Source organism: Pseudomonas sp. MS01C9 (genome assembly GCF_058202755.1).
Window position 1 is genome coordinate 523,478 of record NZ_CM177073.1, and the last position, 23,999, is coordinate 547,476.

The 23,999-nt window shown below is 63.4% G+C and carries 21 protein-coding genes; 6 read left to right on the top strand and 15 right to left on the bottom strand.

Annotated features, from left to right (window positions below; translation table 11 throughout):
* Position 1: 1 nt before the first annotated feature.
* The 3 genes from AC1M7R_RS02475 to AC1M7R_RS02485 are packed head-to-tail and all read right to left on the bottom strand — an operon-like array spanning position 2 to position 1,289.
* A complete protein-coding gene (locus AC1M7R_RS02475; RefSeq protein WP_072392196.1) occupies positions 2-670 on the bottom strand; it encodes a response regulator transcription factor in 669 nt (222 codons plus the stop codon).
* Positions 670-981: a PepSY domain-containing protein gene (locus tag AC1M7R_RS02480; protein WP_072392191.1), complete on the bottom strand. Its 312-nt coding sequence runs from the start codon at positions 979-981 to the stop codon at positions 670-672. Before AC1M7R_RS02480 ends, AC1M7R_RS02475 begins: the two co-directional genes overlap by 1 nt.
* Entirely contained in the window at positions 981-1,289 is a 309-nt protein-coding gene (locus AC1M7R_RS02485; RefSeq protein ID WP_072392188.1) for a PepSY domain-containing protein, read from the bottom strand. Before AC1M7R_RS02485 ends, AC1M7R_RS02480 begins: the two co-directional genes overlap by 1 nt.
* Before the next feature lie 238 nt (positions 1,290-1,527).
* Here AC1M7R_RS02485 and AC1M7R_RS02490 point away from each other — a divergent pair, with 238 nt between their 5' ends.
* The 5 genes from AC1M7R_RS02490 to codA all read left to right on the top strand — a co-directional run bounded on the left by AC1M7R_RS02490 (position 1,528) and on the right by codA (position 6,897).
* A complete protein-coding gene (locus AC1M7R_RS02490) occupies positions 1,528-2,607 on the top strand; it encodes a hypothetical protein (RefSeq protein WP_072392184.1) in 1,080 nt (359 codons plus the stop codon).
* Positions 2,608-2,691: 84 nt separating this feature from the next.
* Positions 2,692-3,048 (top strand): 6-carboxytetrahydropterin synthase QueD, encoded by a 357-nt coding sequence (gene queD / locus AC1M7R_RS02495; RefSeq protein WP_092180080.1) that lies wholly within the window; start codon positions 2,692-2,694, stop codon positions 3,046-3,048.
* 211 nt (positions 3,049-3,259) lie between these two features.
* Positions 3,260-4,090, top strand: coding sequence for an alpha/beta fold hydrolase (locus AC1M7R_RS02500; protein WP_072392177.1), 831 nt, complete (start codon positions 3,260-3,262; stop codon positions 4,088-4,090).
* Between the two features lie 274 nt (positions 4,091-4,364).
* Positions 4,365-5,636: a cytosine permease gene (gene codB, locus AC1M7R_RS02505; protein WP_072392174.1), complete on the top strand. Its 1,272-nt coding sequence runs from the start codon at positions 4,365-4,367 to the stop codon at positions 5,634-5,636.
* Positions 5,637-5,649: 13 nt separating this feature from the next.
* Positions 5,650-6,897, top strand: coding sequence for a cytosine deaminase (gene codA, locus AC1M7R_RS02510; RefSeq protein WP_076406569.1), 1,248 nt, complete (start codon positions 5,650-5,652; stop codon positions 6,895-6,897).
* 88 nt (positions 6,898-6,985) lie between these two features.
* Here codA and AC1M7R_RS02515 read toward each other — a convergent pair whose 3' ends face one another.
* Positions 6,986-7,978, bottom strand: a complete 993-nt coding sequence (locus AC1M7R_RS02515) for a diaminopimelate epimerase (protein ID WP_072392168.1) — start codon at positions 7,976-7,978, stop codon at positions 6,986-6,988.
* Positions 7,979-8,184: 206 nt separating this feature from the next.
* Between AC1M7R_RS02515 and AC1M7R_RS02520 the strand changes: the two genes are divergently transcribed.
* Entirely contained in the window at positions 8,185-9,336 is a 1,152-nt protein-coding gene (locus AC1M7R_RS02520) for an MFS transporter (protein WP_092180086.1), read from the top strand.
* Between the two features lie 21 nt (positions 9,337-9,357).
* On the opposite strand, the gene AC1M7R_RS02525 is transcribed toward AC1M7R_RS02520, so the two are convergent.
* The 11 genes from AC1M7R_RS02525 to AC1M7R_RS02575 all read right to left on the bottom strand — a co-directional run bounded on the left by AC1M7R_RS02525 (position 9,358) and on the right by AC1M7R_RS02575 (position 23,999).
* Positions 9,358-11,796, bottom strand: coding sequence for a TonB-dependent siderophore receptor (locus AC1M7R_RS02525; protein WP_072392161.1), 2,439 nt, complete (start codon positions 11,794-11,796; stop codon positions 9,358-9,360).
* A 245-nt stretch (positions 11,797-12,041) separates the two neighbouring features.
* A complete protein-coding gene (locus AC1M7R_RS02530) occupies positions 12,042-13,046 on the bottom strand; it encodes a FecR family protein (protein ID WP_072392158.1) in 1,005 nt (334 codons plus the stop codon).
* Positions 13,047-13,097: 51 nt separating this feature from the next.
* A complete protein-coding gene (locus AC1M7R_RS02535) occupies positions 13,098-13,598 on the bottom strand; it encodes a sigma-70 family RNA polymerase sigma factor (RefSeq protein WP_072392155.1) in 501 nt (166 codons plus the stop codon).
* 211 nt (positions 13,599-13,809) lie between these two features.
* The gene (locus tag AC1M7R_RS02540; protein WP_072459415.1) at positions 13,810-14,250 is read right to left on the bottom strand and encodes a carboxymuconolactone decarboxylase family protein; all 441 of its coding nucleotides are present in this window, start codon (positions 14,248-14,250) and stop codon (positions 13,810-13,812) included.
* Between the two features lie 239 nt (positions 14,251-14,489).
* Positions 14,490-15,932 (bottom strand): mechanosensitive ion channel family protein, encoded by a 1,443-nt coding sequence (locus AC1M7R_RS02545; RefSeq protein WP_072392149.1) that lies wholly within the window; start codon positions 15,930-15,932, stop codon positions 14,490-14,492.
* Positions 15,933-16,137: 205 nt separating this feature from the next.
* Positions 16,138-17,004 carry a pirin family protein gene (locus AC1M7R_RS02550; protein WP_165887365.1) on the bottom strand — a complete coding sequence of 289 codons (867 nt, stop codon included), beginning with the start codon at positions 17,002-17,004 and terminating at the stop codon, positions 16,138-16,140.
* A 115-nt stretch (positions 17,005-17,119) separates the two neighbouring features.
* Positions 17,120-17,734: a response regulator transcription factor gene (locus tag AC1M7R_RS02555; RefSeq protein WP_072392142.1), complete on the bottom strand. Its 615-nt coding sequence runs from the start codon at positions 17,732-17,734 to the stop codon at positions 17,120-17,122.
* Between the two features lie 112 nt (positions 17,735-17,846).
* Entirely contained in the window at positions 17,847-18,281 is a 435-nt protein-coding gene (locus AC1M7R_RS02560; RefSeq protein ID WP_072392139.1) for an ANTAR domain-containing protein, read from the bottom strand.
* Positions 18,282-18,474: 193 nt separating this feature from the next.
* A complete protein-coding gene (locus tag AC1M7R_RS02565; protein ID WP_341965486.1) occupies positions 18,475-21,756 on the bottom strand; it encodes an ATP-binding protein in 3,282 nt (1,093 codons plus the stop codon).
* Between the two features lie 272 nt (positions 21,757-22,028).
* Entirely contained in the window at positions 22,029-23,363 is a 1,335-nt protein-coding gene (locus AC1M7R_RS02570; protein WP_072392133.1) for a lysine N(6)-hydroxylase/L-ornithine N(5)-oxygenase family protein, read from the bottom strand.
* A gap of 153 nt (positions 23,364-23,516) precedes the next feature.
* Positions 23,517-23,999 (bottom strand): sigma-70 family RNA polymerase sigma factor, encoded by a 483-nt coding sequence (locus AC1M7R_RS02575; protein ID WP_072392130.1) that lies wholly within the window; start codon positions 23,997-23,999, stop codon positions 23,517-23,519.

Below are 23,999 nucleotides of genomic sequence, written 5' to 3' on the forward strand. Positions count from 1 at the left end.
CTCATTGCGCCTGTCCGCCGAACAGATAGCCCTGCCCACGACGGGTCTCGATCACGCTGCGTCCCAGCTTGCGCCGCAGGTGATTGACGTGAACCTCCAGCACATTGGAATCGCGCTCGGTTTCGCCGTCATACAGGTGCTCGGAGAGATGGCTCTTGGAGAGGATCTGTTCAGGGTGAAGCATGAAATAGCGCAACAGGCGAAATTCGGCAGCCGTGAGCTGGATGTCCGTACCGTCGCGGACCACGCATTGACGCCCTTCGTCCAGATGCAGCCCGGCGGCCTGGAGCGTCGGTTGGTTGACCTGGCCATGGGAGCGACGCAGCAGCGCCTGGATCCGCAGGTGCAGCTCTTCGGGATGAAACGGCTTGGTGAGGTAGTCGTCCGCGCCGGCCTTGAGACCTTCGATGCGCTCGGCCCAGGAACCACGGGCCGTGAGAATCAGCACCGGGGTGCTCAGGCCGCCGGCACGCCACTGGGCCAGCACCTCGAGCCCCGGCACCCCGGGCAGGCCGAGGTCGAGGATGATCAGGTCATAGGGCTCGGTACTGCCCTGGTACACCGCATCGCGCCCATCGGCGAGCCAGTCGACGGCATAACCCTGTCGTGCAAGCCCGGCCATCAACTCGTCGGCCAGGGGAACGTGATCTTCCACCAGAAGCAGGCGCATCAATCTTCCTTATCTTTGAGTAAACGGCCGGTCTTGGCCTCCAGGTCCAGCTCGCGAACGACGCCGTCGGTATCCAGCAGCTCGACCTCGTAAATATAGACCCCGTGCTTTTCCTCCAGCTCGGCTTCCAGCAACTTGGCGCCGGGATGCCGGTCCAGCGCCTGTTGCAGCAGATGCTCAAGGGGCAGTATCACGCCCTGCTGGCGTAATTGCAGGGCTTCGTCCTGGTCCAGGTCGCGAGCCATGACCACCGAACAAAACGTCAGCAGCGCCAGCAGCCAGGGACTGCGGGCGCGTAGATTAAGCTTCATTACGTATCCTGATGATTCTTGAGCACCTTGCCGGTCACAGCATCCAATTCAAGGTCCCAGTCGATGCCCTTGGCATCGCGCAGGTCCACCTGGAAGATGTACTTGCCGTACTCTTCCTCCAGCTCGACATCCGTCAGCGTGGCACCAGGGTGCTGGGCCAGGGCTGCGGCCTTGAGTTTTTCAAAGGACTGAATGGTACCAGCGTCCTGCAGTTTTTGGGCTTCGCCGGCATCAAGGTCTCGAGCCTGGGCCAGGCCGGCGCCGAGGGCCATGGACATCGCGATGAAAAAGGCAGTCAGGCGGTTCATGGTTTGTCTCCTTTTTATAATCGTCACGCAACGACTCTATCGGGAAGAACTTAACTGAAACTGAATTGCCATCATTGAACCCACATCAACGTCTGTGAACGCTTGCAGGGACGGGCTTGCTGGCAGAGCCGTGCGAACCTGAATCGGCGCGGGATGGGCCGACGCCATCGCCAGCGGGCTCGCTTCCACGGGTTGTTGTGTCGTTATAATCATCCTCCTGTACGCATTCGAGGCCGGTATGACCGCCATCCACATCAAGATCCCAGCGCTCACCCTCAAGGCCGGCCCTCGTGCTTTCGCGCGCATTCGCGAGGCGGGCCTCAGCGCCCGCGACGTTGGCATCCTGCCCGGCGCCGCCGGGGGGCCCAAGGCCCTGGGGATCCAGGGGCTGGACCTGGCGCTGTTCGGTGAATGGCTGCCCGCCGCGCCCCGGGAACGCTCGCTGATCGGCGCGTCGGTAGGCTCCTGGCGCTTCGCCAGTGCCTGCCTGCCGGATGCCGCCGAAGGGATCCGGCGCCTGGGCACCTTGTACAACGAACAGAGCTTTGCCAAAGGCGTGACCATGGCCGGGGTCAGCCAGAGTTCGCAGCGCATGCTCGACGACCTGCTCGAAGGCCGCGATGCGGCGATCCTCGACAACCCGCATTACCGGCTCAACATCATGGTGGTCAAAAGCCATGGCTTGCTCGCGCAGGATCATCGTGGGCGGCTGGGCCTGGGCCTGTCGTCGGTGATCGCCGACAACCTGCGCGGCCGCGCACGGCTGTCACGGCACTTCGAACGGCTGATCGTCCACGATCCGCGCCTGGCGCCGCCGTTGCATCCTCTGAACGACTTTCCATCGCGCTTCGTCCCGCTGGAGGTGGCCAACCTGCGCCAGGCCTTGCTGGCATCGGGCTCCATTCCCATGGTGATGGAAGGCGTGCGCGACCTGCCGGGTGCCGGTGCCGGTACCTACCGCGACGGCGGCCTGCTGGACTATCACCTCGACCTGCCCTACAGCGGCGATGACATCGTGCTGTATCCACATTTTACCGACCGGGTCATTCCCGGCTGGTTCGACAAGAGCCTGCCGTGGCGCCGGGGCAATGCCGAACGCCTGCAGGACGTGCTGCTACTGGCGCCGTCCCGTGAGTACCTGGCTCGCCTGCCCTTCGGCAAACTGCCGGATCGTAACGACTTCAAGCGTTTCATGGGCGATGACCCAAGCCGCCGCAAATACTGGCGCACCGCAATGGACGAAAGCCGACGGCTGGGCGACGAGTTCCTGGAACTGACGGCCAATGGGGGGTTGGGCGAGCGATTGCTGACCCTTTAGTCAGCACGGTTGCGCAACGCCGGAGCCAAACTGATAAACTCCGCCGCCTGCCTCGCGACCGCTACCCTATAGAGCCCGAACCCCGTGGAAATCTTCAAAGAGTTTACCTTCGAATCCGCCCACCGCCTGCCCCACGTGCCGCAAGGCCACAAGTGCGGCCGCCTTCATGGCCATTCGTTCAAAGTGGCGATCCATCTGGACGGCGATATCGACCCGTACACCGGCTGGATTCGTGACTTCTCCGAGATCAAGGCGATCTTCAAGCCGCTGTACGAGCGCCTGGACCACAACTACCTCAACGACATTCCCGGCCTGGAAAACCCCACCAGCGAAGTCCTGGCCAAGTGGATCTGGAATGAATTGAAGCCGTTGCTGCCCGAGCTCAGTGCCATTCGCATCCATGAGACATGCACCAGCGGCTGCATCTATCGCGGCGAATAACCAAATCCCTTGTGGCGGGGTTCATCCCCCGCTGGGCCGCGCAGCAGTCCTGAAACCGCCATTCGGTGTGTCAGGCGGATCGAGTCCATTGCTTTGGGTCTGCTGCGCAGCCCAGCGGGGATAACTGCCTTCGCCACAGGTCCCTGTTTGCCTGACATCAGCTTTTTTGTGTCTATGCTCTTTGGCTCGAACATGCCAAGAGGACACGATTATGACCCACTGGCCGCTGGATCAGACATACACCTTCAACGGACATCCCATCCGCTACGCCATCCACGGCGATGGCCCGCCCTTGGTATTTGTCCACGGCACGCCGTTCTCTTCCTACGTGTGGCACCGCATCGCCCCGCTGTTTTTCGCCACCCACCGGGTGCACTACTTCGACCTGCTGGGTTATGGCCAATCCGCACAACCCGATGCCGACGTGTCCCTGGGCGTGCAAAACCTGTTGCTCGCACAATTGCTGGAACACTGGGGCCTGGACTGCCCGGACGTGGTGGCCCATGACTTCGGCGGCGCCACCGCCCTGCGCGCGCATCTGCTCGACGGCAGGGACTACCGCAGCCTGACCCTGATCGACCCCGTGGCCCTGTCGCCCTGGGGCTCCGCCTTCGTACAGCACGTGCGCCAACATGAAGCCGCCTTCAGCGGCCTGCCCGACTACATTCAACGCGCCATCGTGCCGACGTACATTCGTGGTGCGATCAAACGGGACATCCCGGACGAGGAACTGGCGCCCTACGTAAAGCCATGGCTGGGCGAGACAGGCCAGGCGGCGTTCTACCGGCAGATCGCGCAGATGGACGAACGCTATACCCGTGAGGCGCAAGACCTGTACCCGAGCGTGCGCTGCCCGACCCAGATCCTCTGGGGCGAGGATGACCAGTGGATTCCCATCGAACGCGGCCAGGCCCTCCAACGGATGATCCCCGGGGCACAATTGCATCCCGTTCCGAACGCCGGGCACCTGGTCCAGGAAGACGCACCGCAAGCCATCGTGGCGGCGATGTTGCGGTTTTTGCCACTGTCCTCCCCGACCTGAAAGACACCGCATTCTCCTGTGGGAGCGAGCTTGCTCGCGATGGCGGCATGGCAGTCACTTTGATGCTATCTGACACAAGGCTATCGCGAGCAAGCTCGCTCCCACAGGGCTCGTCGCTAATGGGATCCGTGTTCCAACTTGAATCACTCGCGCACCGCTTTCGCCCCCCCTGCGCCCCCCAATTCCCAGGATTGTCTATAAATAACCTCGCGATCACGCGCTTGGCACGGCCGCTGCACGCTCGCGGTCTTTCCTCTTTTGCAAGGTCCGCCACATGACTCAGAACGATCCGGGCAACGATTACCCTTTGAGCGAAGTGCCGATGCATGCCCGCAAGGGCCTGGCCTCCACGGCCATGGTGTTGCTGGGCTTCACCTTTTTCACCGCGACGATGTTCGCCGGCGGCAAGCTGGGGGTGGCCTTCGGTTTTGTCGAAATGCTCACGGTGATCGTGATCGGCAACCTGCTGCTGGGCCTGTATGCCGCAGGCCTGGGCTACATCGCCTTCAAGAGCGGGCTCAACTCGGTGCTGATGGGCCGCTTCTGTTTCGGTGAGGTCGGCAGCAAGCTCAGCGACCTGATCCTGGGTTTCACCCAGATCGGCTGGTACGCCTGGGGCACGGCCACCGCGGCCGTGGTGCTGGGCAAGTATTTCGAGCTGGACCAGGGCAGCGTGCTGGGGCTGATGGTGCTGTTCGGCCTGGGGTTCTGCGCCACCGCCTACATCGGCTATCGCGGGCTGGAGATCCTTTCCTATATCGCCGTACCGGCCATGCTGTTGCTGCTGATGCTGTCGATGTGGGTGGCGACGACGAAAATCGGCGGTTTCGAGGGTTTGCTGGCCGTGGTTCCCACAGGCAGCCTCGATTGGTCCACCGCCATCACGCTGGTGTTCGGCACCTTCGTCAGCGGCGCGACCCAGGCCACCAACTGGACGCGCTTCTCCCGCTCGGCGAAGGTTGCGGTGCTGGCCAGCCTGATCGGCTTTTTCCTCGGCAATGGGCTGATGGTGCTGATCGGTGCCTACGGCGCCATCGTCTATCAGCAACCGGACGTGGTCGAGGTGTTGCTGCTGCAGGGCTTCGCCATGGCGGCGATGGCGATGCTGCTGCTCAACATCTGGAGCACCCAGGACAACACCATCTACAACTTCGCCGTGGCCGGCTGCAACCTGCTGCGAACCCGTCGACGCAAGGCCGTTACCCTGGGCGGGGCGCTGGTCGGTACACTGCTGGCCCTGCTGGGCATGTACGACCTGCTGGTGCCCTACCTGATCCTTCTGGGCACGGTCATCCCGCCGATCGGCGGCGTGATCATGGCCGACTTCTTCTTTCGCTGGCGCGGCCGTTATCCACGCCTGGCCGAAGCACGGTTGCCAGCCTTCAACTGGCCCGGCTTGCTGGCCTATGGGCTGGGTACTGTCGCCGCATTCAATTCGCCATGGGTCGCGCCACTGGTAGGAATCGCCACCGGCGCGCTAACGTATGTGGTATTGACTGGCGTCATGGGTACCCGCACCGCTGTTGCGCCACTCCAAGACCTATAACAAGGACTCGCCGATGCACATCATCAACGCCCGCCTGCGCAACCGTGAAGGCTTGCATGAGCTGCACCTGGAAAACGGCCTGATCGCCAATATCGCCCGCCAGACCGAGGCCCCCAGCCTTGGCCCGGAAGACCTCGATGCTGGAGGCAACCTGGTGGTGCCGCCTTTCGTCGAGCCGCACATCCACCTGGACGCTACCCTCACGGCCGGCGAACCGCGCTGGAACATGAGCGGTACGCTGTTCGAAGGCATCGAATGCTGGGGCGAGCGCAAGGCCACCATCACCCAGGAAGACACCAGGACCCGCGCCAAGAAGACCCTCCAGGCCCTCGCCGCCCACGGCATCCAGCATGTGCGTACCCACGTCGACGTGACCGACCCTGAACTGACGGCCCTCAAGGCCATGCTGCAGGTGCGCGAGGAAAGCCGCCACCTGGTGGACATGCAGATCGTCGCGTTTCCCCAGGAAGGCATCGAGTCCTACCGCAATGGCCGCGAACTGATGGAAGAAGCGATTCGCATGGGCGCCGATGTGGTGGGCGGTATCCCGCATTTCGAGTACACCCGCGACCAGGGCGTCAGCTCGGTGAAGTTCCTGATGGACCTGGCCGAACGCACCGGTTGCCTGGTGGATGTGCATTGCGACGAGACCGACGACCCGCACTCACGCTTTTTGGAGGTGCTTGCCGAAGAAGCCCGCAGCCGCAACATGGGCAGTCGGGTGACAGCCAGCCACACCACGGCCATGGGCTCCTACGACAACGCCTACTGCGCCAAGCTGTTCCGCCTGCTGGGGCATTCGGGCATCAGTTTCGTGTCCTGCCCCACCGAAAGCATCCACCTGCAGGGGCGCTTCGATACCTTCCCCAAACGCCGCGGCGTCACCCGTGTCAACGAATTGCTCGAAGCCGGGATGAACGTGTGCTTCGGCCAGGATTCCATCGTCGACCCGTGGTATCCCCTGGGCAACGGCAACATCCTGCGGGTACTGGAAGCCGGCCTGCATATCTGCCATATGCTCGGCTACCGCAACCTGCAAAGCGCCCTGGACCTGGTCACCGACAACAGTGCCAAGGCCATGGCCCTGGGCGAGCGCTACGGCCTGGAGCCCGGCCGCCCGGCGAACCTGCTGATCCTGTCGGCGGACAGCGACTACGAAGTGATCCGCAGCCAGGGCTTGCCGCTCTACTCGATTCGCAATGGCGAAGTGCTGATGAAGCGGCAGATGCCGGTGGTGGAGTTTGCTCCCGTGTTGGATTGAACCTGCCCCCGCTGGGAGACGAGCCTGATCATGATGGCGTCATCGGTGGCGCCTGACGGGTCCTCGGCACTACCGGGAACACAGGGATTCACGGGATGGCCTTGGCAGTGCCGAACAGCCTAACTCGCACCAACGCCTCATCCTGTTGTTCCAATAAGATCGGCGCTGTGCCACCGGGCATGACAACCCTCACCGGTCCCGCCGCGACCCAGCCCACTCGCCACGCAGCGCTGGCCACGGCGCTGGCGCTGGTGCCCGAGGAAGCCGTGGGGCCTTCGCCGCGCTCGAAGACGCGAGCGACGATTAGTCCCGGGGCCTGGAGCCACGCCCATTGCAGATTCACCCCTGCCGGACAAGGAGAACCCGACCCTGCGGGCGCGGCAAAGGCGATGCGGGTCAGGCCCTGCGCCAAGGCCGGGGCGCGCATCTGTGGGTTGTCCGGCAGGGCGTCGGCCCTGTCCACCAACGTCACGCAGTGCGGATTGCCGATGTTCACGAACTGGCTGTGGCCCCATGCCGGGTTCAAGGCGTGCAACGCCGCTACCCGACTGACATCGCGCTGCTGGAAGGTCACGCGCTCCACGTTCCGGGCACCGACGGCTTGCGGTCCGAACGACGGCCGCCCCAGGTCCAACCAGAAACCCTGTACGCCCTCGAACATGGCGGCCCGCACCGATGTGCGCAACGGCGACACGCCATGGGGATTGTCGTGATGGACCTGCAGCAGGCAATCGCCATCGTCCTTTATCAACCCGCGTTCTTTCAGGGCCTGGGAAAAGATCGTCAGGCCATTGCCGCTGCGCTCGGCCAGGGTGCCATCGGTGTTGACGATCAGCAGATCGAAGGGCGGCTCGCTCTGGAATGGCCCGATCAGCAAGCCGTCGCAGCGATGGGCCTTGGCCCCCGGCGGGGCTTCGCCCGGCGCCCAACTGCAGAAGGCATGGATGGCGGCTGAAGTCCAACCTTCCCTCGCCCTTGCCGCCTGTCCGGCCGACGAGGGCAGGTCTATGCCCTGGGCACGGACCTGTTGCGGTGAAACCACACCATAAACATTGCCGCGTGCATCATAAAACTGCGTCATGGACCCAACCCGGTATTCGCCAGCGAGAGGCAGTACTTTATGCCGAGCGCCCCTGCAGGAGCAAAATCGTCAACGCATAACGGTGGGATCAAAACTTGCTCGCGATGCAGACAACGCGGTCGGCACCTTGGAGTCGCAGCACGGTCAGTGAATATGCAAGCATAGGGCCCTACCGCACCACCGCATCGCCAGACCAAGGACGTTTCATGACTGCCATCACCCCACCGCCAACCTTTATCCCCGGACGCCTGGAACAGATGTCCACCCGCATTGCCTATCTGATCGCCGGTGTCGGCATCGCGGCCTGGGCGCCGCTGGTGCCTTATGCCAAGGTCCGGGCCAATCTCGATGAAGGCACCCTCGGGTTGCTGCTGTTGTGCCTGGGGGTGGGGTCGATCCTGGCGATGCCGATTTCCGGTGCGCTGGCGGCGCGGTTCGGCTGCCGTCGGGTGCTCAGCGGCGGCACGATACTGATCTGTCTGGCGCTGCCGTTGCTGGCGACGATGACGACGCTACCCTGGCTGGTGGCCGCGCTGTTCGTGTTCGGTGCCGGGCTTGGCACCGTGGATTCGACGGTCAACCTGCAAGCGGTGATCGTCGAGCGAGCCAGTGGCAAGACCATGATGTCGGGCTTCCACGGCATGTTCAGCCTGGGGGGCATCATTGGTGCGGCCGGGGTCAGTGCCTTGCTCGGCATTGGGCTCTCGCCCCTGGGGGCGACACTGGTGGTCAACGCCTTGCTGTTGGTGGCGCTGTTCAAGGCGGCGCCGCATCTACTGCCCTACGGCAGTGAGAGTTCGGGACCGGCGTTTGCCATTCCCCATGGCGTGGTGTTGTTCATCGGCATCCTCTGTTTCATCGTATTTCTGGCCGAGGGCGCGGTGCTGGACTGGAGTGCGGTGTTCCTGACCACCGAGCGCGGGGTGGAAACCGCCTACGCCGGGCTGGGTTATGCCGCGTTCGCGCTGACGATGACCGTCGGCCGGTTGACGGGCGATTCAGTGGTGCGTCGCCTGGGCGCCCGGCGCGTGATCATCTACGGCGGCGCGACCGCCGCGGCCGGGTTCCTGCTGGCGACCCTGGCACCAATGTGGCAGGCGGCGTTGCTGGGATATGGATTGGTGGGGGCCGGTTGTTCGAACATCGTGCCGGTGCTGTACACCGCCGTCGGCAAACAGACACTGATGCCTGAAGCGATTGCCGTACCGGCCATCACCACCATCGGCTACGCCGGCATCCTTGCCGGCCCGGCGCTGATCGGGTTCGTGGCCCATGGCAGCAGCCTGAGCATTGCGTTCGGGCTGATTGCGCTGTCACTGGTGGCGGTGGCGGCCAGTGGGAAAGTGCTCAAAGTCTGAGCCCTGCGCAAGGCGTTCTCATCAGAACCCCACGCTGGCCTGCACGAAGAACGTCCGCGGCGCCCCCACGTAGATCCCCGAGTTGTTGTCGCTCGAACGGGTGTAGTACTGGTGGTCGAAGAGGTTCTTCACCCCGGCGCCGAGTTTCAGGTTCGACAGCTGCTCGCCAAAGTCATAGCCGGCCCGCACGTTCCACAGCACGTAGCCAGGCATGTCGCCAAACTGCCCGTCGGCGGTGCCGTCGGTGATGTAGTTGTCGCTGAAACTGCCGTCGGGGTTCACGTTGTTTCCGGGCGAGCGTTGCTTGGACTGGGCAAACGCATCGAGGTTGTACGTCCAGCGATTGACGTCGTAGCGCAAGCCCACGTTTGCCACCTGGCGCGAGTAGAACGGCAGGTCACGCCCCTTGAAGCTCGGGATCTGGCCTTCATAGGTCGCCCGGGTGTAGGTGAAACCGGCGTTGGCGCTCAAGCCCTCGAGACGCGGGTCCAGGGCGGCCAGGTCGTAGCGCACCGAAGCTTCCAGGCCCTGGTGCTTGGTGGCGCCCATGTTGGTCCAGCCCACATCGTTGCTGATGTATTGCAGCTCATCGTCGAAGTCGATGTAGAACAGCGTCACTTCCCCGCCCCACACCTCATCGTTGTAGCGCGTACCGATCTCGTAGGTCTTGGCCTTTTCCGGGCTCAGGCCATTGGCCGTGTCGTTGCCCACGCCGCCCTGGCCGAGCTGGAAATACTGCAGGCTGCCGAAGGACGTCTCGTAGTTGGCGAACAGCTTCCACGCATCGGACAGGTGATACATCACGCTCAGGGCCGGCAGCGGCTCGTTGCTGTCGATGCTGCGGCGCTTTTCCTGCACGGGACGGCCGGCGTTGTCGAGCACCGGGCGGTCGTGCCATTCGGTGCTGATGCTTTCGAAGCGGATACCCGGGGTGATGGTCCATTTGCCGATATCGATCTTGTCATCGACGTAGACCGCATGGGCCTCGGTGCCTCCGGTACGGTCCTGATAGACATGGCCATCGGCCCCCGGACGCACCACTGGCTGGTTATCACGCAACGCCAGGCGACTGGCCTCTTCGTGCATGCCCTCCTTGAGGTAGCGATACCCCACGCTGGCCTCCTGGGTCGTGGGGCCCAGGTCGAACACATGGGACACCCGCGGCTCGATGCCAAAGGTGTAATAGGTGCGCGGGTAAGACACCAGGTTGCGTTGATCCCGAGAGGCGATGGTGCTGCCACGGTAGCTGTCGGAGTAATAGGTCAGCACCTCGGCCTGGGTGCGTTCGCTGATTTCCCGGATCCACTTGAAGGAAACGTCCTTGCGCCGGCCGGCGAAAGTGTCCCAGTCGCGGTCGGACTGATACGGGTCGGCGTCATATTGCGCCTGGTTCAGGCCGCCCGGCATATCGGCCTTGGCGTCGTAGTAATGGAAATTCAGGGAGAAATCGTCCACCTCGGTAGGCGCCCAGTGGGTCTTGAGGATCACGTCGTCGATGTCGTTGCCATTATTGCTGCGGCGATAGCCGTTGCCGTTCACGCTGGAATACAGGAGCGCGGCGCCCATGCCATTGTCGGCCGTACCGCCGAGGAATGCCGTGTCGATATGTTTCCAGCCGCCGCGCTGGGAAGTTTCCAGCGTGGTGCCGATTTCACCGGTGGCCTTTTCCGGAATCGCCCGGGTCACGAAGTTGATGACCCCGCCGACGTTCTGCGGCCCGTAGCGCACGGAGCCAGCGCCGCGTACCACATCGATGCTGTCCAGGTTGCCCGAGGAAATCGGCGCCATGGACAATTGCGGCTGACCGTAAGGCGCGAACGCTGCCGGGACGCCGTCGATCAACACCGTGGAGCGCGGCGACAGGCGCGAGGTCAGGCCTCGTACACCGACGTTGAGGGAAATATCGCTGCCGCCGGTGCCATTGGCGTCCTGCACTTGCACACCGGGCACACGCCGCAGGACATCGCCGACGTTCATGGCGCCCTGCTCTTGCATCGCTTCGCGGCGGATCACCGTGCGTGCGCCAGGATGGTTCTGCACTACTTCGGCATTGGCATCGCCGAGCCAGTCGCCCACCACCTGGATGTCCGTGGCGCCCAGCTCCAGCGGGCCACCGTTGGTGGCCGAAGGCGCCGGCAGCACCGTCACCGAACCGTCATTGAGCTGGTACTGCAGGCCGCTGCCCTGCAGCAGCTGGCGCAGGGCCGCTTCCGGGGACAGGTTGCCTTCCACCGCCGGCGCCTGCTTGCCAGCCACCAGCTCGGGGCTGAAGAACACCTGCAACGAGGTCTGCTGGGCCAGCTGGCTCAAGGCCTGGCCCAGCGGCTGGGCCTGGATATGGATGCTACTGGCCGCCTGATCGGCAAGAACCTGGGGAACCGCGGCGTTAACGGCCAACGTCAAGGCCAGTGGCAACCAGCGGGGTTGGCGGCGTTTGTTGTTTTTAGCAAAAGTTTTCACGTCGAACCTTGTCCTGTCGAATCGCAAGAATACGCGTCTGTTAATACAAACCAGTTGCAGTTGGACAAGTAGACGAAGAACTCGAAAAAAACCTGAATCCAGGCTCTGTTTGAAAAATCTTGGGCAGGTAGGCAAGGCGAAAACCGGCGAGGAACGGCCAGGGTCGCGCTCGACTTTACTGGAGTAAATGAGCATGGCGATCGGACTCGCGCACGAGCCGGTTTTCAACGCGGCATGAACGAGTATCAAGGCTTTTCAGGCAGAACCTGGCGCGCAACTATTTCCTGGCTACCGTCGTCCAGGGTTCGCACGGCCACCGGCAGGATGTCCGGCAGGGCCTTGAGCAACGCCTCGGGATTGTCGGAACGGAACACGCTGGTCAAGCGCAGGTTGCCCACCGCCGCGCTGCCCACCCGCAAGGGTTTGGCGCGATAACGGGAAACCTCTTCGGCCACCTCGTTCAACGAGGCGTTGTTGAACACCAGCTTGCCATTGCGCCAGGCGGTGAGCGCATCGGCATCGATCGCATAGGGCGTGGCCACCTTGCCCTGGGCGTCGATCTGGGTACCCAGGCCGGCCGTCAGGCTGACAAAGCTGGCCTGGGACAGATCGCGCCCCTGGACCTTGACGCTGCCCTGCTCTACCGCGACCCGGGTCTTGTCGACATCACGGCGCACGTCGAAGCGTGTTCCGGTCACTGTCACCTGGCCGTTGCCCGCTTCGACGGTAAAAGGCCGGCCGACGTCATGCTCGACACGAAACAACGCTTGCCCTTCGATCAACTCCACCCGGCGCTGATGATGCACGAACTGGATACGTACTCGGCTGCGACTATTGAGATCGATCAGCGAGCCGTCCGGTAGCGCGATGTGCCGGCGTTCGCCAAGGGCAGTGGCAAACTCTGCGCTGTAGTCGGTGGTAGAACCCAGGCCGCTGAACAGCCCCAGCCCGATCGTCACCGCCAGTAGTCCGGCGGCCACGGCATAGCGCAGCAACGGCCGGCGCGCGGGACGTTTGGCCGGGGGCGCGCACAAGGCCTGCAGGCGCTCGCGGGGCAGCAGGTCCGTGGCGCTCCAGATGCCTTGCAGCAACTGGATTTCATCTCGGTGGTTGGGGTGTTCGTCCAGCCAGGCATCGAAGCGCCGACGCTCCTCCACCCCCATGACCGGCGCTTGCAGGCGCACGAACCATTGCGCCGCTTCGTCGCGAACCCGGTTCTGCCCACACGGGCAATCACGGCTATCCATCATGGAAGGTCCTCGGGTTCAGGTGAGCGGGTTGCAGTGCAAGACGACGGCGGATCATTGCCCAGGCCCGTCCAGGTGATCGCGCAGATGCCGCAGGGTGCGGATCATATACTTTTCCACCATGTTTTTTGACAGCCCCAGGCGCTCGGCGATTTCCGCCTGGGTCAGGCCTTCGATCTTCTGCCAGACAAACACCGTACGGCAGTTGGCTGGCAGCTCGGCAAGCGCCCGTTCGATGGAGTCCGCCAGCTGGATCGCGTGCATGAAATGCTCCGGGTCGCTGGAAAGCGACTGACTGAAATCGATCGCCGCCTCCTCCATGGCGCCCCGTCGATCTTCGCGCCGATAGCCATCCACTGCAATGTTGCGCGCCGTCTGGTGCAAGTAGGCCCGGGGTTGCTCGACCCCCGCCGAATCGGCCTCGAGTACCCGCACGAAGGTATCGTGGGCCAGGTCCTCGGCCTGCTCGCGATTGCGCAGGCGCCGGGTCCAGGTTCCGATCAACTCTTCGTAATGCTCGAAAAAACCGGATAAGCGGGGCAACTTGGGGGTCATTACGGCGCGCTGCGGAAACGGGATGTGAATAGTAATTCTTCCCATTAAGCTGAAGCAAACCTATTGCACTGCCTGTCGTCCGAAGCTTTCAGAATCGAGAATGTCCTATGGCAGCGAGCCTGCTCGCGATGGCAGCTTGACAGTCAATTCAACATTGAATGCCCTACCCCATCGCGAGCCGGCTCGCTCCCACCGGTCTCTTTGCGTTCGACTAGGCTTCAGGCATCTTGCGAAAGCCCACCGCCAGGCGGTTCCAGCCGTTGATGGTGTTGATCGCCACCGTCAGGTCGACCATTTCCTTGGGGGAGAAGTGTTCGCTCAGCAGCGCATAGTCGGCATCGGGCGCGTGGGTGTCGCTCAGGCGGGTCAGGGCTTCGGTCCAGGCCAGTGCGGCGCGTTCGCGGCCGGTGAAGAACGGTGCTTCGCGCCAGGCGGTCACGGCGTACAGGCGCCGCTCGGTCTCACCGTCCTTGCGGGCATCGGCGGTGTGCATGTCGATGCAGAAGGCGCAGCCATTGATCTGCGAGGAACGCAGCTTGACCAGTTCCAGCAGGGATTTTTCCAGGCCCAGTTTCGAAACGGCGGTTTCCAGGGCCATCATGGCCTTGAAGGCGTCCGGGGAAGCGGTATAAAAATCGATGCGCGGTTGCATGGTGAACTCCAGAACGATTGGGTGTGGCGCTACGTTAGCCTTGCGGTGGCGCCGTACAAATAGCCAATTATTGGGAAGTTCGGGTGGCCAATGGGCATCGAAGATGATTGTCCCTGTGGCGACGGGAGTTATCCCCGCACGGCTGCGAAGCAGACGCCCTGCTCAACCGTATGGGCCTGCTTCGCAGTCCAGCGGGGATAAATCTCCTCGCCTCAGGGGGCCCCGACTTCAGGACCTGTTCAGGCGCGGCTGCGCAACCATTGCAGGAAGCGTTTCTTGGCGACGGGCTTGGGCATCTCCCGCGTCAGGTTCTGGGCCAGGTGGGTGCGCACGTCCAGCAGGTTCTTCATCGCATCGGCAATGTCATGGCGAGCGTCGAGGCACGGCTTGAGGTAGCTCTTCTCGATGCGATACAGGGAGCAGAACGTCTTGGCCGTGAAGTTGGCCAGGGCGGCCTGGTCGGAGACGATTCCCGCTTCGCCAATCACCTCCCCTGGCCCCATGCGTCCGCCTTCGAGTACCTGGCCATTGCGCACCAGGGTCACGCTGACCACCCCCGACTCGATGATGAACAGATGGTCGCTGACCTCCCCGGCGGGCAGGATCATGTCCCCGGCGCGGAAGGTCTGCAGGGTCATGTTCTGGCTGAAGGTGTCTTTTTCCTCCGGGCGCAATGTGGCGAAAATGCTCGAACTGTCCAGCAGGGCCCGGGGCCGCGACGTACCGGCGGCGGCAGTGTTCTCGCTGGTGGAGAGCAGGCTGATGCCCGAAGCCCGAAGATGCCGGAACGCCAGGTCGAACAGTTGATTGCGCACCTCGCGCTTCTGGCTCATGGAGGCCACGAACCCGCTGATCTCATATTCCGCCCCGGCGCTGCCGGTGCTCTTGAGGGTCACGCAGGGCGCCGGGCTGGAGAGCAATGCGCGGCAGCCGATCATGGCGCGCTCCAGCGCCTCGATCACTTTCTGCGGTCGGGCGTGGGGGCTGACCGGGACGCTGATGGAAAGACCGTGCACATCGCTGGGCCGGCTGAAGTTGACGATCTTGGCCTTGGCCGCCAGGGAGTTGGGAATCACCGCCATGCTGCCCTGGGCCGTCTGCAACCGCGTGGCGCGCCAGTCGATGTCGGTGACGCGGCCTTCGGTGCCGTCGATGGAGATCCAGTCATCGAGCTGATAGGGCTTGGTGGTATTGAGCACGATCCCGGAAAACACATCGCTGAGGGTGCTTTGCAACGCGAGGCCGACAATGATCGCCATCGCGCCGGATGTCGCCAGTACGCCCTTGACCGGCAGGTCCAGCACGTAGGCCAGGGCCGCGATGACGGCGATCAGGAAGATCACCGCACCCAGCAGATCCTGCAGCAAGCGTCCGGTGTGCCCGACCCGCTGCATCATCGCCGCGCCGATCATCACCGTCAGGGTCCGCGCGGCGAACAGCCACCAGGCAATCTGCAGACCGGTGGCCGCCAGATGCCGCGGCACATCGTCGCCCCAGGGCGCCGGCACCATCGGATTGAGCCCCTCGTTGAACAGCAGCATGCTGAACAACGAAAAAATCACCAGGCGACCACCGATTTTCCAGTAGGTCCGCTGCGTACTGACCAGCCGCCACAACAGCAGGTCCAGCACGAGCAGCACCAGGGCGCAGAGCATCGGATGATCGGTGATCAGAGACAGCATCGGGACAGCTCCAGGAAATCATTGGAGCGAAGATTGGCACAAATTGCACACGCCACAAACTTTTGTGCCAGCGGGCCCGCTCGCGACGAGGGCAACATTTCGACAAGCAAGTCCACCGATGTCGTGGTTTGGCCAGCAAGCCCGTCCCACAAGGGATCCAGGGCGGGTGAGCAAAGCCACCAGCCCCGTCCATCGCATGCGCCAGTCAGTCGTCCATCTGGCCGAAGCGCCCGGCGTGGAAGTCGGTGAAGGCCTGGAGAATCTCCTGCTCGCTGTTCATCACGAACGGACCATGGCCGACGATGGGTTCGTCGATGGGCTCGCCGCTGAGCAACAGCACCACCGCATCCTCGCTGGCTTGCAGGGTCATCCGGTCTCCCGCCCGGTCGAACAGAGCCAGCTGCCCGGCCTCGGCCCGCTCGCGACCGTTGAGCGAGACCGCACCGCGCAGCACCACCAGCGCGACATTGCGTCCCTCATGTAGGTCCAGGTCCAGGCTTTTGCCAGCGTTCAAGCGGATGTCCCAGACGTCGATCGGGGTGAAGGTCTTCGCCGGCCCCTGCTGCCCTTCGAAGGTGCCGGCAATCAGGCGCAGGCGGCCGGCGTCGCCTTTGAGGGCGATATCCGGGATCTCGCCGGCGACGAGGGTCTGGTAGCCGGCCGGCGCCATCTTGTCCTTGGCGGGCAGGTTGACCCACAGCTGGACCATTTCCATGGTCCCACCCTGGCGGGCGAAGGCTTGGGAATGAAACTCCTCATGAAGGATGCCGGATCCGGCGGTCATCCACTGCACGTCACCCAGGCCGATCCTGCCCCCACTGCCGGTGGAGTCCCGGTGTTCCAGTTCGCCCTGATAGACGATGGTCACGGTTTCGAATCCCCGGTGCGGATGCTGGCCGACTCCGCGGCGCTCCCGGGTAGGGGAAAATTCGGTCGGGGCCGCGTGGTCCAGCAGCAGAAACGGGCTGATGTGCTCGCCCAGGCTGTCGTAGGAAAACAGGGTACGAACCGGGAAACCGTCGCCGACCCAATGGGGCCGGGGGCTGGTGTAAAGGCCGATGATGCTTTTCATGCTGCGTCTCCAAATCCGGTAGGGCCAAGCCATGGAGACAGATTAAAAGCCACACCGTCGATCCGCTAGGCTGCAAAAACCAGCCTCAGCGTTCTACCTGAAGGACGATCACGGTTTACAGGTGATTGCGCTTGGCAAAATCCGACAACCCCACCAGGGTCTTCAAGCCCAGCTTTTCCAGCAGACGGGTCTTGTAGGTGCTGACGGTCTTCGGGCTCAGGAACAGGGATTCGGCCACATCCTTGCCCCGCATGCCCATGGCGAGCATCCGCAGGATGGACAGCTCCCGGGTGGAAAGGCTTTCCAGGGCCTGCTGTTCGGTGCGCTGCCGCAGGTCGAGCCGGACAGGCATCTGGGGGAAATAGGAATAACCGGACTTCAAGGCGTGCAGCGCCTTGGCCAGTTCCTTCAGGTCGCTTCGCTTGGTCACGAAGCCCCTCGCTCCCGCCGAGATGCAACGGTTACAGAAGTGCTGGGCATCCTGGGAGGTGAATACCAGCACCGCGCATTCGGGGTGCTGGGCCATGATCCAGACCAGCAGGTCCAGGCCATCGAAACCATTCATCACCAGGTCCAGAATCACCAGGTCCGGCGCACTTTCCTTGATGAGCGCCCTGGCATCGGCCACGCCGCTGGCGTCTCTGACGCGTGAAAACCCTTCGTTCTGGCAAATCAGCCGCAGCGCCCCCCGTATGACAGGATGGTCATCCACGATCAACACGTTCTTCAAGGCTATTCCCCAGATGAATTGACGACACCGATGCCATGACTGCACCGGACTCTTGCACAGGCGGCAGGCCGGGCCACCTGTCAGGTCTGACAGTCCCGACCAATGGTCGAGATCAGCCGCCGAGCCCCTGGATGGCGGAGCTTCTCCAGGTCTGCCCCACCCCGTGTTCCTGGGGATCGACCTGTTCCATCAGGCGCGCCAGTGAAGCCAGGTCGGGCAGTGGCGCAGGATGCAGCTGCACACTGGAGCGACGCGAGACCGGAACCGACAACAGCCCGGCCTGGCGGGTGTTGTAGATCAGCCCGTGACGCAGCTGGGGGTTGTCGAGGAAAAGACCGGGCAGTTGCAGCACGCCGTCTGCCAGGCAGGCATCGACGACAAGCAGGTCGAACGGCTCGCTGGTGTACTCCACCAGTGTCATCAGTTCCTGCGCGTGGCTCACGGGGGCAATGCGGTAATAGCCCTGCTGGTTGAACAGGAACTCGAGCCTCATCCGATGAGAATGTTGTGTATCGGCAATCATGATACGTAGTGCTTTGTTCGGCATGACAAGGCATCCCAATGACAACGCGACGGCTAGGCTTCGTACCGAAAGTGCCTGCGCGACTTTCGTACAAAGTGCCAGAAGCCGGCTCGTGAACGTTAAGGGGCGTCAGGCTAGAGGAAGCTTTTCGGGGGCGCTGTAGGACGAGTCCTAAAAAGAGTCGGAAAAAGCCATCCCCGACGCAAGGATTGCCATGTCATTCGCGCAAAAAACCGCCGGTATCGCTTCGCGGTCCGGCACGGGCGGTTCCTCCCGCCAGATGGTCCTGCAGACGTTGGGCCAGTTGCTCCATGGCCTGGCGCACATCCTCCACCGCACTGGCCACCGATGAGGCGTCGGCGCTTCGGCAGGCATCCTCCAGGGCTTCGCAGGCGGCGATCAGGTGTTGTGCCTGGATCATCCGCGCCCCGCCCTTGATCCGATGCGCCAGGTCCGCGAGCCCAGGCACATCGCGGCGGTCTGCCAGGTGCACCAGATGTGCCTCGTCGTCGGTATTGCTGCGCAGCAAGGTGCCCAGCAGCTCCCTGAGCGAAGCGGTGTCGCCCCCCGTCAGTTCTTCAAGGCTGCTCAAGTCGAGGTCGTCGATGGCCGCGGAGGACTCCGTCCCGCCGGCCCGGGCATCGATGACGTCCTCCAGGCGCGCCCTCAGCGCCGTGAGACCGATGGGCTTGAACAGGCAATCATCCATCCCGGCTTCGACGCAGCGGTCCTTTTCCTCGCGCTGGGCATTGGCCGTGAACCCCAGGATCACTGCTGGCGCCTGGCCTCGGATGCGCTCGTCGGCGCGAATGGCCCGGGCCAGTTCATAGCCGTTCATCGACGGCATGTTGCAGTCGCTGATGACCGCGTCGAAGTGTCCGTCGCGCCAGGCGCGCAGCCCCTGGACACCGTCCTCGGCCACCTCGACCCGATGCCCCAGGTAGCTCAACTGCCGGGACAGCAGCAGACGGTTGGCCGGGTGGTCGTCCACCACCAGAATGTCCAGCCGCCGGGCCGACGTCGCCGGCTCGACCTCCAGCTTGGGAACCGGCGCCAGGGCGTCGAGCAAGGGCAGGCTCAGGCGCACCTCCACCTGAGTCCCCTGCCCCGGCGCACTCTCCAGTGTCAGGCTACCGCCCATCATTTCGCACAAGGTGCGGCTGATGACCAATCCCAGCCCGGCCCCGCTGCGAGCCGACTGGCGCGAGTGAGGGGCCTGGGTGAAAGGGCGAAACAGCTGCTCCTGGTCTTGGCGGGCGATCCCGCAACCGGTGTCTTCGATCCGCAGGCGAATATCCAGGCGCTCACCGTCAGGCCCTGGCTCGGCCTGCAGGCTCAGGCGCACCTGTCCCCGGTCGGTGAACTTGATGGCATTGCCCAGCAGGTTCGAGACGATCTGCTTGAAGCGCAACGGATCGATCAGCACATCGCGATTGGCCGCCTCGCCCAGGTCCTGGGGCAGGTCCAGGTGCTTGTGTCGCGCCAGGCCTTCGAACATCCGCGCCACCGACTCGACCAACTGCCGCAGGTTGGCCCGTTCCGGCGCTAGGGACAGGCGCCCTGACTCGATACGGGCGATGTCGAGGATGTCGCCGATCAGATCCAGCAAGCCATGGGCCGCCCCGGAAGCGACCTCGATAGCCTCCCGGTCCACGACGCCTTGTTCGGCTTTTTTCTGCGCCAGCTCCAGCATGCCGATCACCGCGTTCATTGGCGTGCGGATTTCATGGCTCATGGTTGCCACGAACGTGGTCTTGGCCCGATTGGCGTCGTCGGCGCTGGCCTTGGCCACACGCAATTGCTCCAGCAACCGCCGCAGATAAGCGACCCAGCCCAGGGCCAGCAGCAACAGCAGCGCGGCGATGGCAAATCCCTGGACGATGGTGGTGCGGTTGCGCAGCCAGTAGCTGTCATCGATCACCACCTCACTGCGCCAGCGGTTGGTCAGCTCGTCCATTTCCTCGGGAGAGATGCCCAGCAGCGCCTTGTCGAGAATGCCATGCAGCTGCGACGCATCCCGGTGGGTCGCCAGGGCAATGCGTGCCGGCAAGGTGCCCACGGTGCTGGTGACCTGCAACCGGTCGCGGTATTGGCGCGAGATCATGTAGCGGGCGCTGATCAACGAATTGACCGCACCATCCACGGTACCGGCGGCGACCATGGCCATGGCCTCGGGCACGTTTTGCGCAGGCACCAGTTGCACCTTCGCAAAGGTTTCCTGCAGGTAGGGCTGCAAGACATTGCCTCGCACCAGCGCCAGCCGCTTGCCTTCCATCTGGTCGAGGGTCAACGGAGCCTTGCCCTTCAGGGAGGTCACCAGCACGAAGGGGTTGGTCAGGTACGGCCGGGTGAAACGCAGCGTGTCGTCATCCTCGGCGCCGGTGCTGATGGTGATTGCCGCCAACACATCGGCCCGGCCACTCCTGACCTGGTCGATCAGGTCGTACACCGATTTGCCACGCTGGATATCGAACTTCAGGCCGGTGCGCAAGCTGATCCTGGCCAGCACATCGGCGCTGATGCCCCGCAAATGACCTTGTTCGTCAGTGAACGTCAGCGGCAGGAAGTTCTCGTCGATCACCACCCTGATCCGCGGATGGGCCTCCAGCCAACGCTGTTCATCGACGCTGAAATGCAGCGCCTGCTGGCCTGGCATGCTCGCGCCGCCGGCGCTCCAGCGGCGCTGGATCACCATGTTTTCGCCGGTGGGAATGGCTTGCAACGCCGCGTTCACGAGCCGCAGCAGGCGCGCATTGTCGCGCCTGAGGGCAAAGGCGAACGGCTGTACTTCCAGGCGCGAGAAGTCCGCCAGTTGGACGTTGTTCAGGTAATTCTTGCTGATCAGGTAGTTGGAACTGATGGAATCCCCCAGATAGACATCGGCCTGGCCGAACGCCACGGCGCCGATGGCACTCAATGTCGAGGGGTACAGTTGCAAGGTCGCGTCGGGATAGAACGCCTCGACCCGTTCCGGTGGCAAATAGTGGTAGAGCATCGCCAGCCGCTTGCCCGCCAGATCCGGGGGCAGATCCTGGCTGTCGTCGATGCGGGCCACCAGGGTGGGCAGGTCATCGGCGTAGGCCCGCGACATCACCAGCGCCGGATCGTCGGCCTCGAAGCCGTTGGCCGTGCCGAGCAGGTCGATTTCACCCTCGCGCAGCGCCTGCAGCGATTCGGCACGGGACGGATAGCGCAGCACCCGCACCTGGACCTGCAGCAACTGCCCGAGCAACTGCGCGTAGTCGGCGGTCAGGCCCTCATAGTCGCGGCCATTGCCGGTGATGCTGAAGGGTGCGTAATCCGGCGCCGAGGCCCCCAGCCGCAACGTGCCCTTCTGCCGCAACCAAGCCTGGTCCGCCGCCTCCAGGGACACCGAATAATCGTCCACGTGAGAGCGCCCGAGTACCTCCAGCCATTCGGGAGCCGCGCCAGCCTGTGGCATCACACTCAACGAGCCCAGCAACAGTGCCACCAGGCCCGTGCGTAGAAGCTGCATCATCTGAATCGGGGTTTCGCTTGGCGAAATCGGCCCGGCGCACCGCTGGCTTCAGGTCGAGCCCGAGTGACCGGCTGATAGGTTCAGACTGCCAATGCGAGGGAACAGCGAACCGTCCATACGCCTATCGAACGGTGACAGGCGTGGATTGAGTGTAGGAAATTTCCGAGGATTTGCCTGCCTGAGGCCAACGACTTATGGCCCAGGCCCGCCGAAAAGACGTGAACAAGACCTGTGGGTGCCGCCTGCCCCCACAGGGATCGCGCTGATGTCGTCTACACCGCGGCCAGCAGTTGGTCGCGTACCGGGCGGCTCTGGTCGTGGTGCTTGGCATGCTCATACAGCGAGCCGGCGATCTCATCGGCGCGCACCGGCAGGATCGACAGCAAGGTATCGCTCAGACCATGACTGGCCTGGCAGAAACCCTGCATATAGATCGCAGCCTTGCAGCGCTCGTCGGTGACCAGCTTGTAGTTGCGGTCCACTTCGAAGTCGCCCAGGTATTGCGCAAGCGGCGCCAGCAAGGTGCGGTGCGTCTGGCGCTCGTATCCCGTGGCCAGCACCACGGCGTCGTAGAGACGCACGCTCACCTCGCCGGTGGCGTTGTTGCGTACCGCCAGCTCCACGCCCGCGTCGGTGGCGGTGGCTTTTTCCACAGTGGTGAGGGTACGGAACGCGTGGCGGGCGATGCCGGAGACTTTCTGCCGATAGAAGATGCCGTAGATGCGTTCGATCAGGTCGATGTCCACCACCGAATAATTGGTGTTGTGGTACTCGTTGATCAGGCGCTCGCGCTCGCTGTGGGGTTGCTGGAACACCAGGTCGGTGAACTCCGGCGAGAACACTTCGTTGACGAACGGGCTGTCGTCGGCCGGCTTGAGGGCCGAGCCGCGCAGGATCATGTCGACCCGCGCCGAAGGAAAACTGTCGTTGAGGTCGATGAAGGCTTCCGCGGCGCTCTGGCCGCCGCCGATGATGGCGATGTTCATGGGCTGGCCTTTCACACAAGGCTGGGCCGCCATGCACTCCAGGTAGCGGGAATGGTGGAACACCCGGCGATCGTCCTTGAACGCCTTGAATGCCGCCGGAATACGCGGCGTGCCACCGGCGCTCACCACCACCGAGCGGGCGGTACGCACTCGCTCCTTGCCCTGCTCGTCCCGGGAGATCACCCGCAGGGCTTCGACCTGCTGGTGCTGCAGCACCGGTTCGATACGCAACACTTCCTCGCCGTAGCGGCTCTGCCCGGCGAACTGTGCGGCGACCCAGCGCAGGTAGTCGTTGTACTCCATGCGACACGGGTAGAAGGTGCCCAGGTTGATGAAGTCCACCAGGCGACCGTGCTGCTTGAGGTAGTTGACGAACGAATAGGGGCTGGTGGGGTTGCGCAGGGTCACCAGGTCCTTGAGGAAGGAGATCTGCAGCTCGCTCTGGGTCACCAGGGTATTGCCGTGCCAGCGATAGTCGGCCTGCTTGTCGAGGAACAGCACATCCAGCTCGCCCTGGACCGGGCCGCGCTCCTGCAACGCGATGGCCAACGCCAGGTTCGAGGGGCCGAAGCCGATGCCGATCAAATCGTGAACGTGGGGCGTTGCAGTTGCCTGTGTCATGTCCAGTGTCCTCTGGAGAGAAGCCCCTCAACAGGGCGCGAAAAGCCGGGAAAACCGGCCGGCGGTGCCCATGCAACCGGGCCGGCAAGTCGTCAGTAGTTGCTGTTGAGTGGTAACGAGGACGATGAAAGGAAATTTAACGCGCGACGAGGTTCAGCCCTTGTCCCACTGCCGGACGCGGATACGGCAGTGTTTCATGGCATTGACGATGTGCTTTTCCACCAGTGCCCGGGAAATGCCCAGGCGCTCGGCGATCTGCGGGTGAGACAGGCCTTCGAGCTTGCGCAGCAAAAAGCTTTCCCGGCACAGCGGCGGCAGTTCGGCCAGGGCACGTTGCAGCATGTCCAGGCGCTGGCCATGGTCGAGGCTGGTATGGGGCGATGGTGTGAAGAAACGTTCTTCGCTGTCGAGCACATCCAGGGATTCGACCTGGCGCAGGGTATTGCGTCGATGCCCGTCGATCACCAGGTTCAGCGCCGTGCGATAAAGGAACGCCCGGGGCTGTTCGATGGGCGTATCGCTGGCACGCTCCAGCACCCGCACATAGGCGTCATGCACCACATCCTCGGCCGCCTGGCGGTTGCCTAGCCTGGCGTTCAGGAAACACACCAGCTCGCGATAGTAGTTTTCCAACAT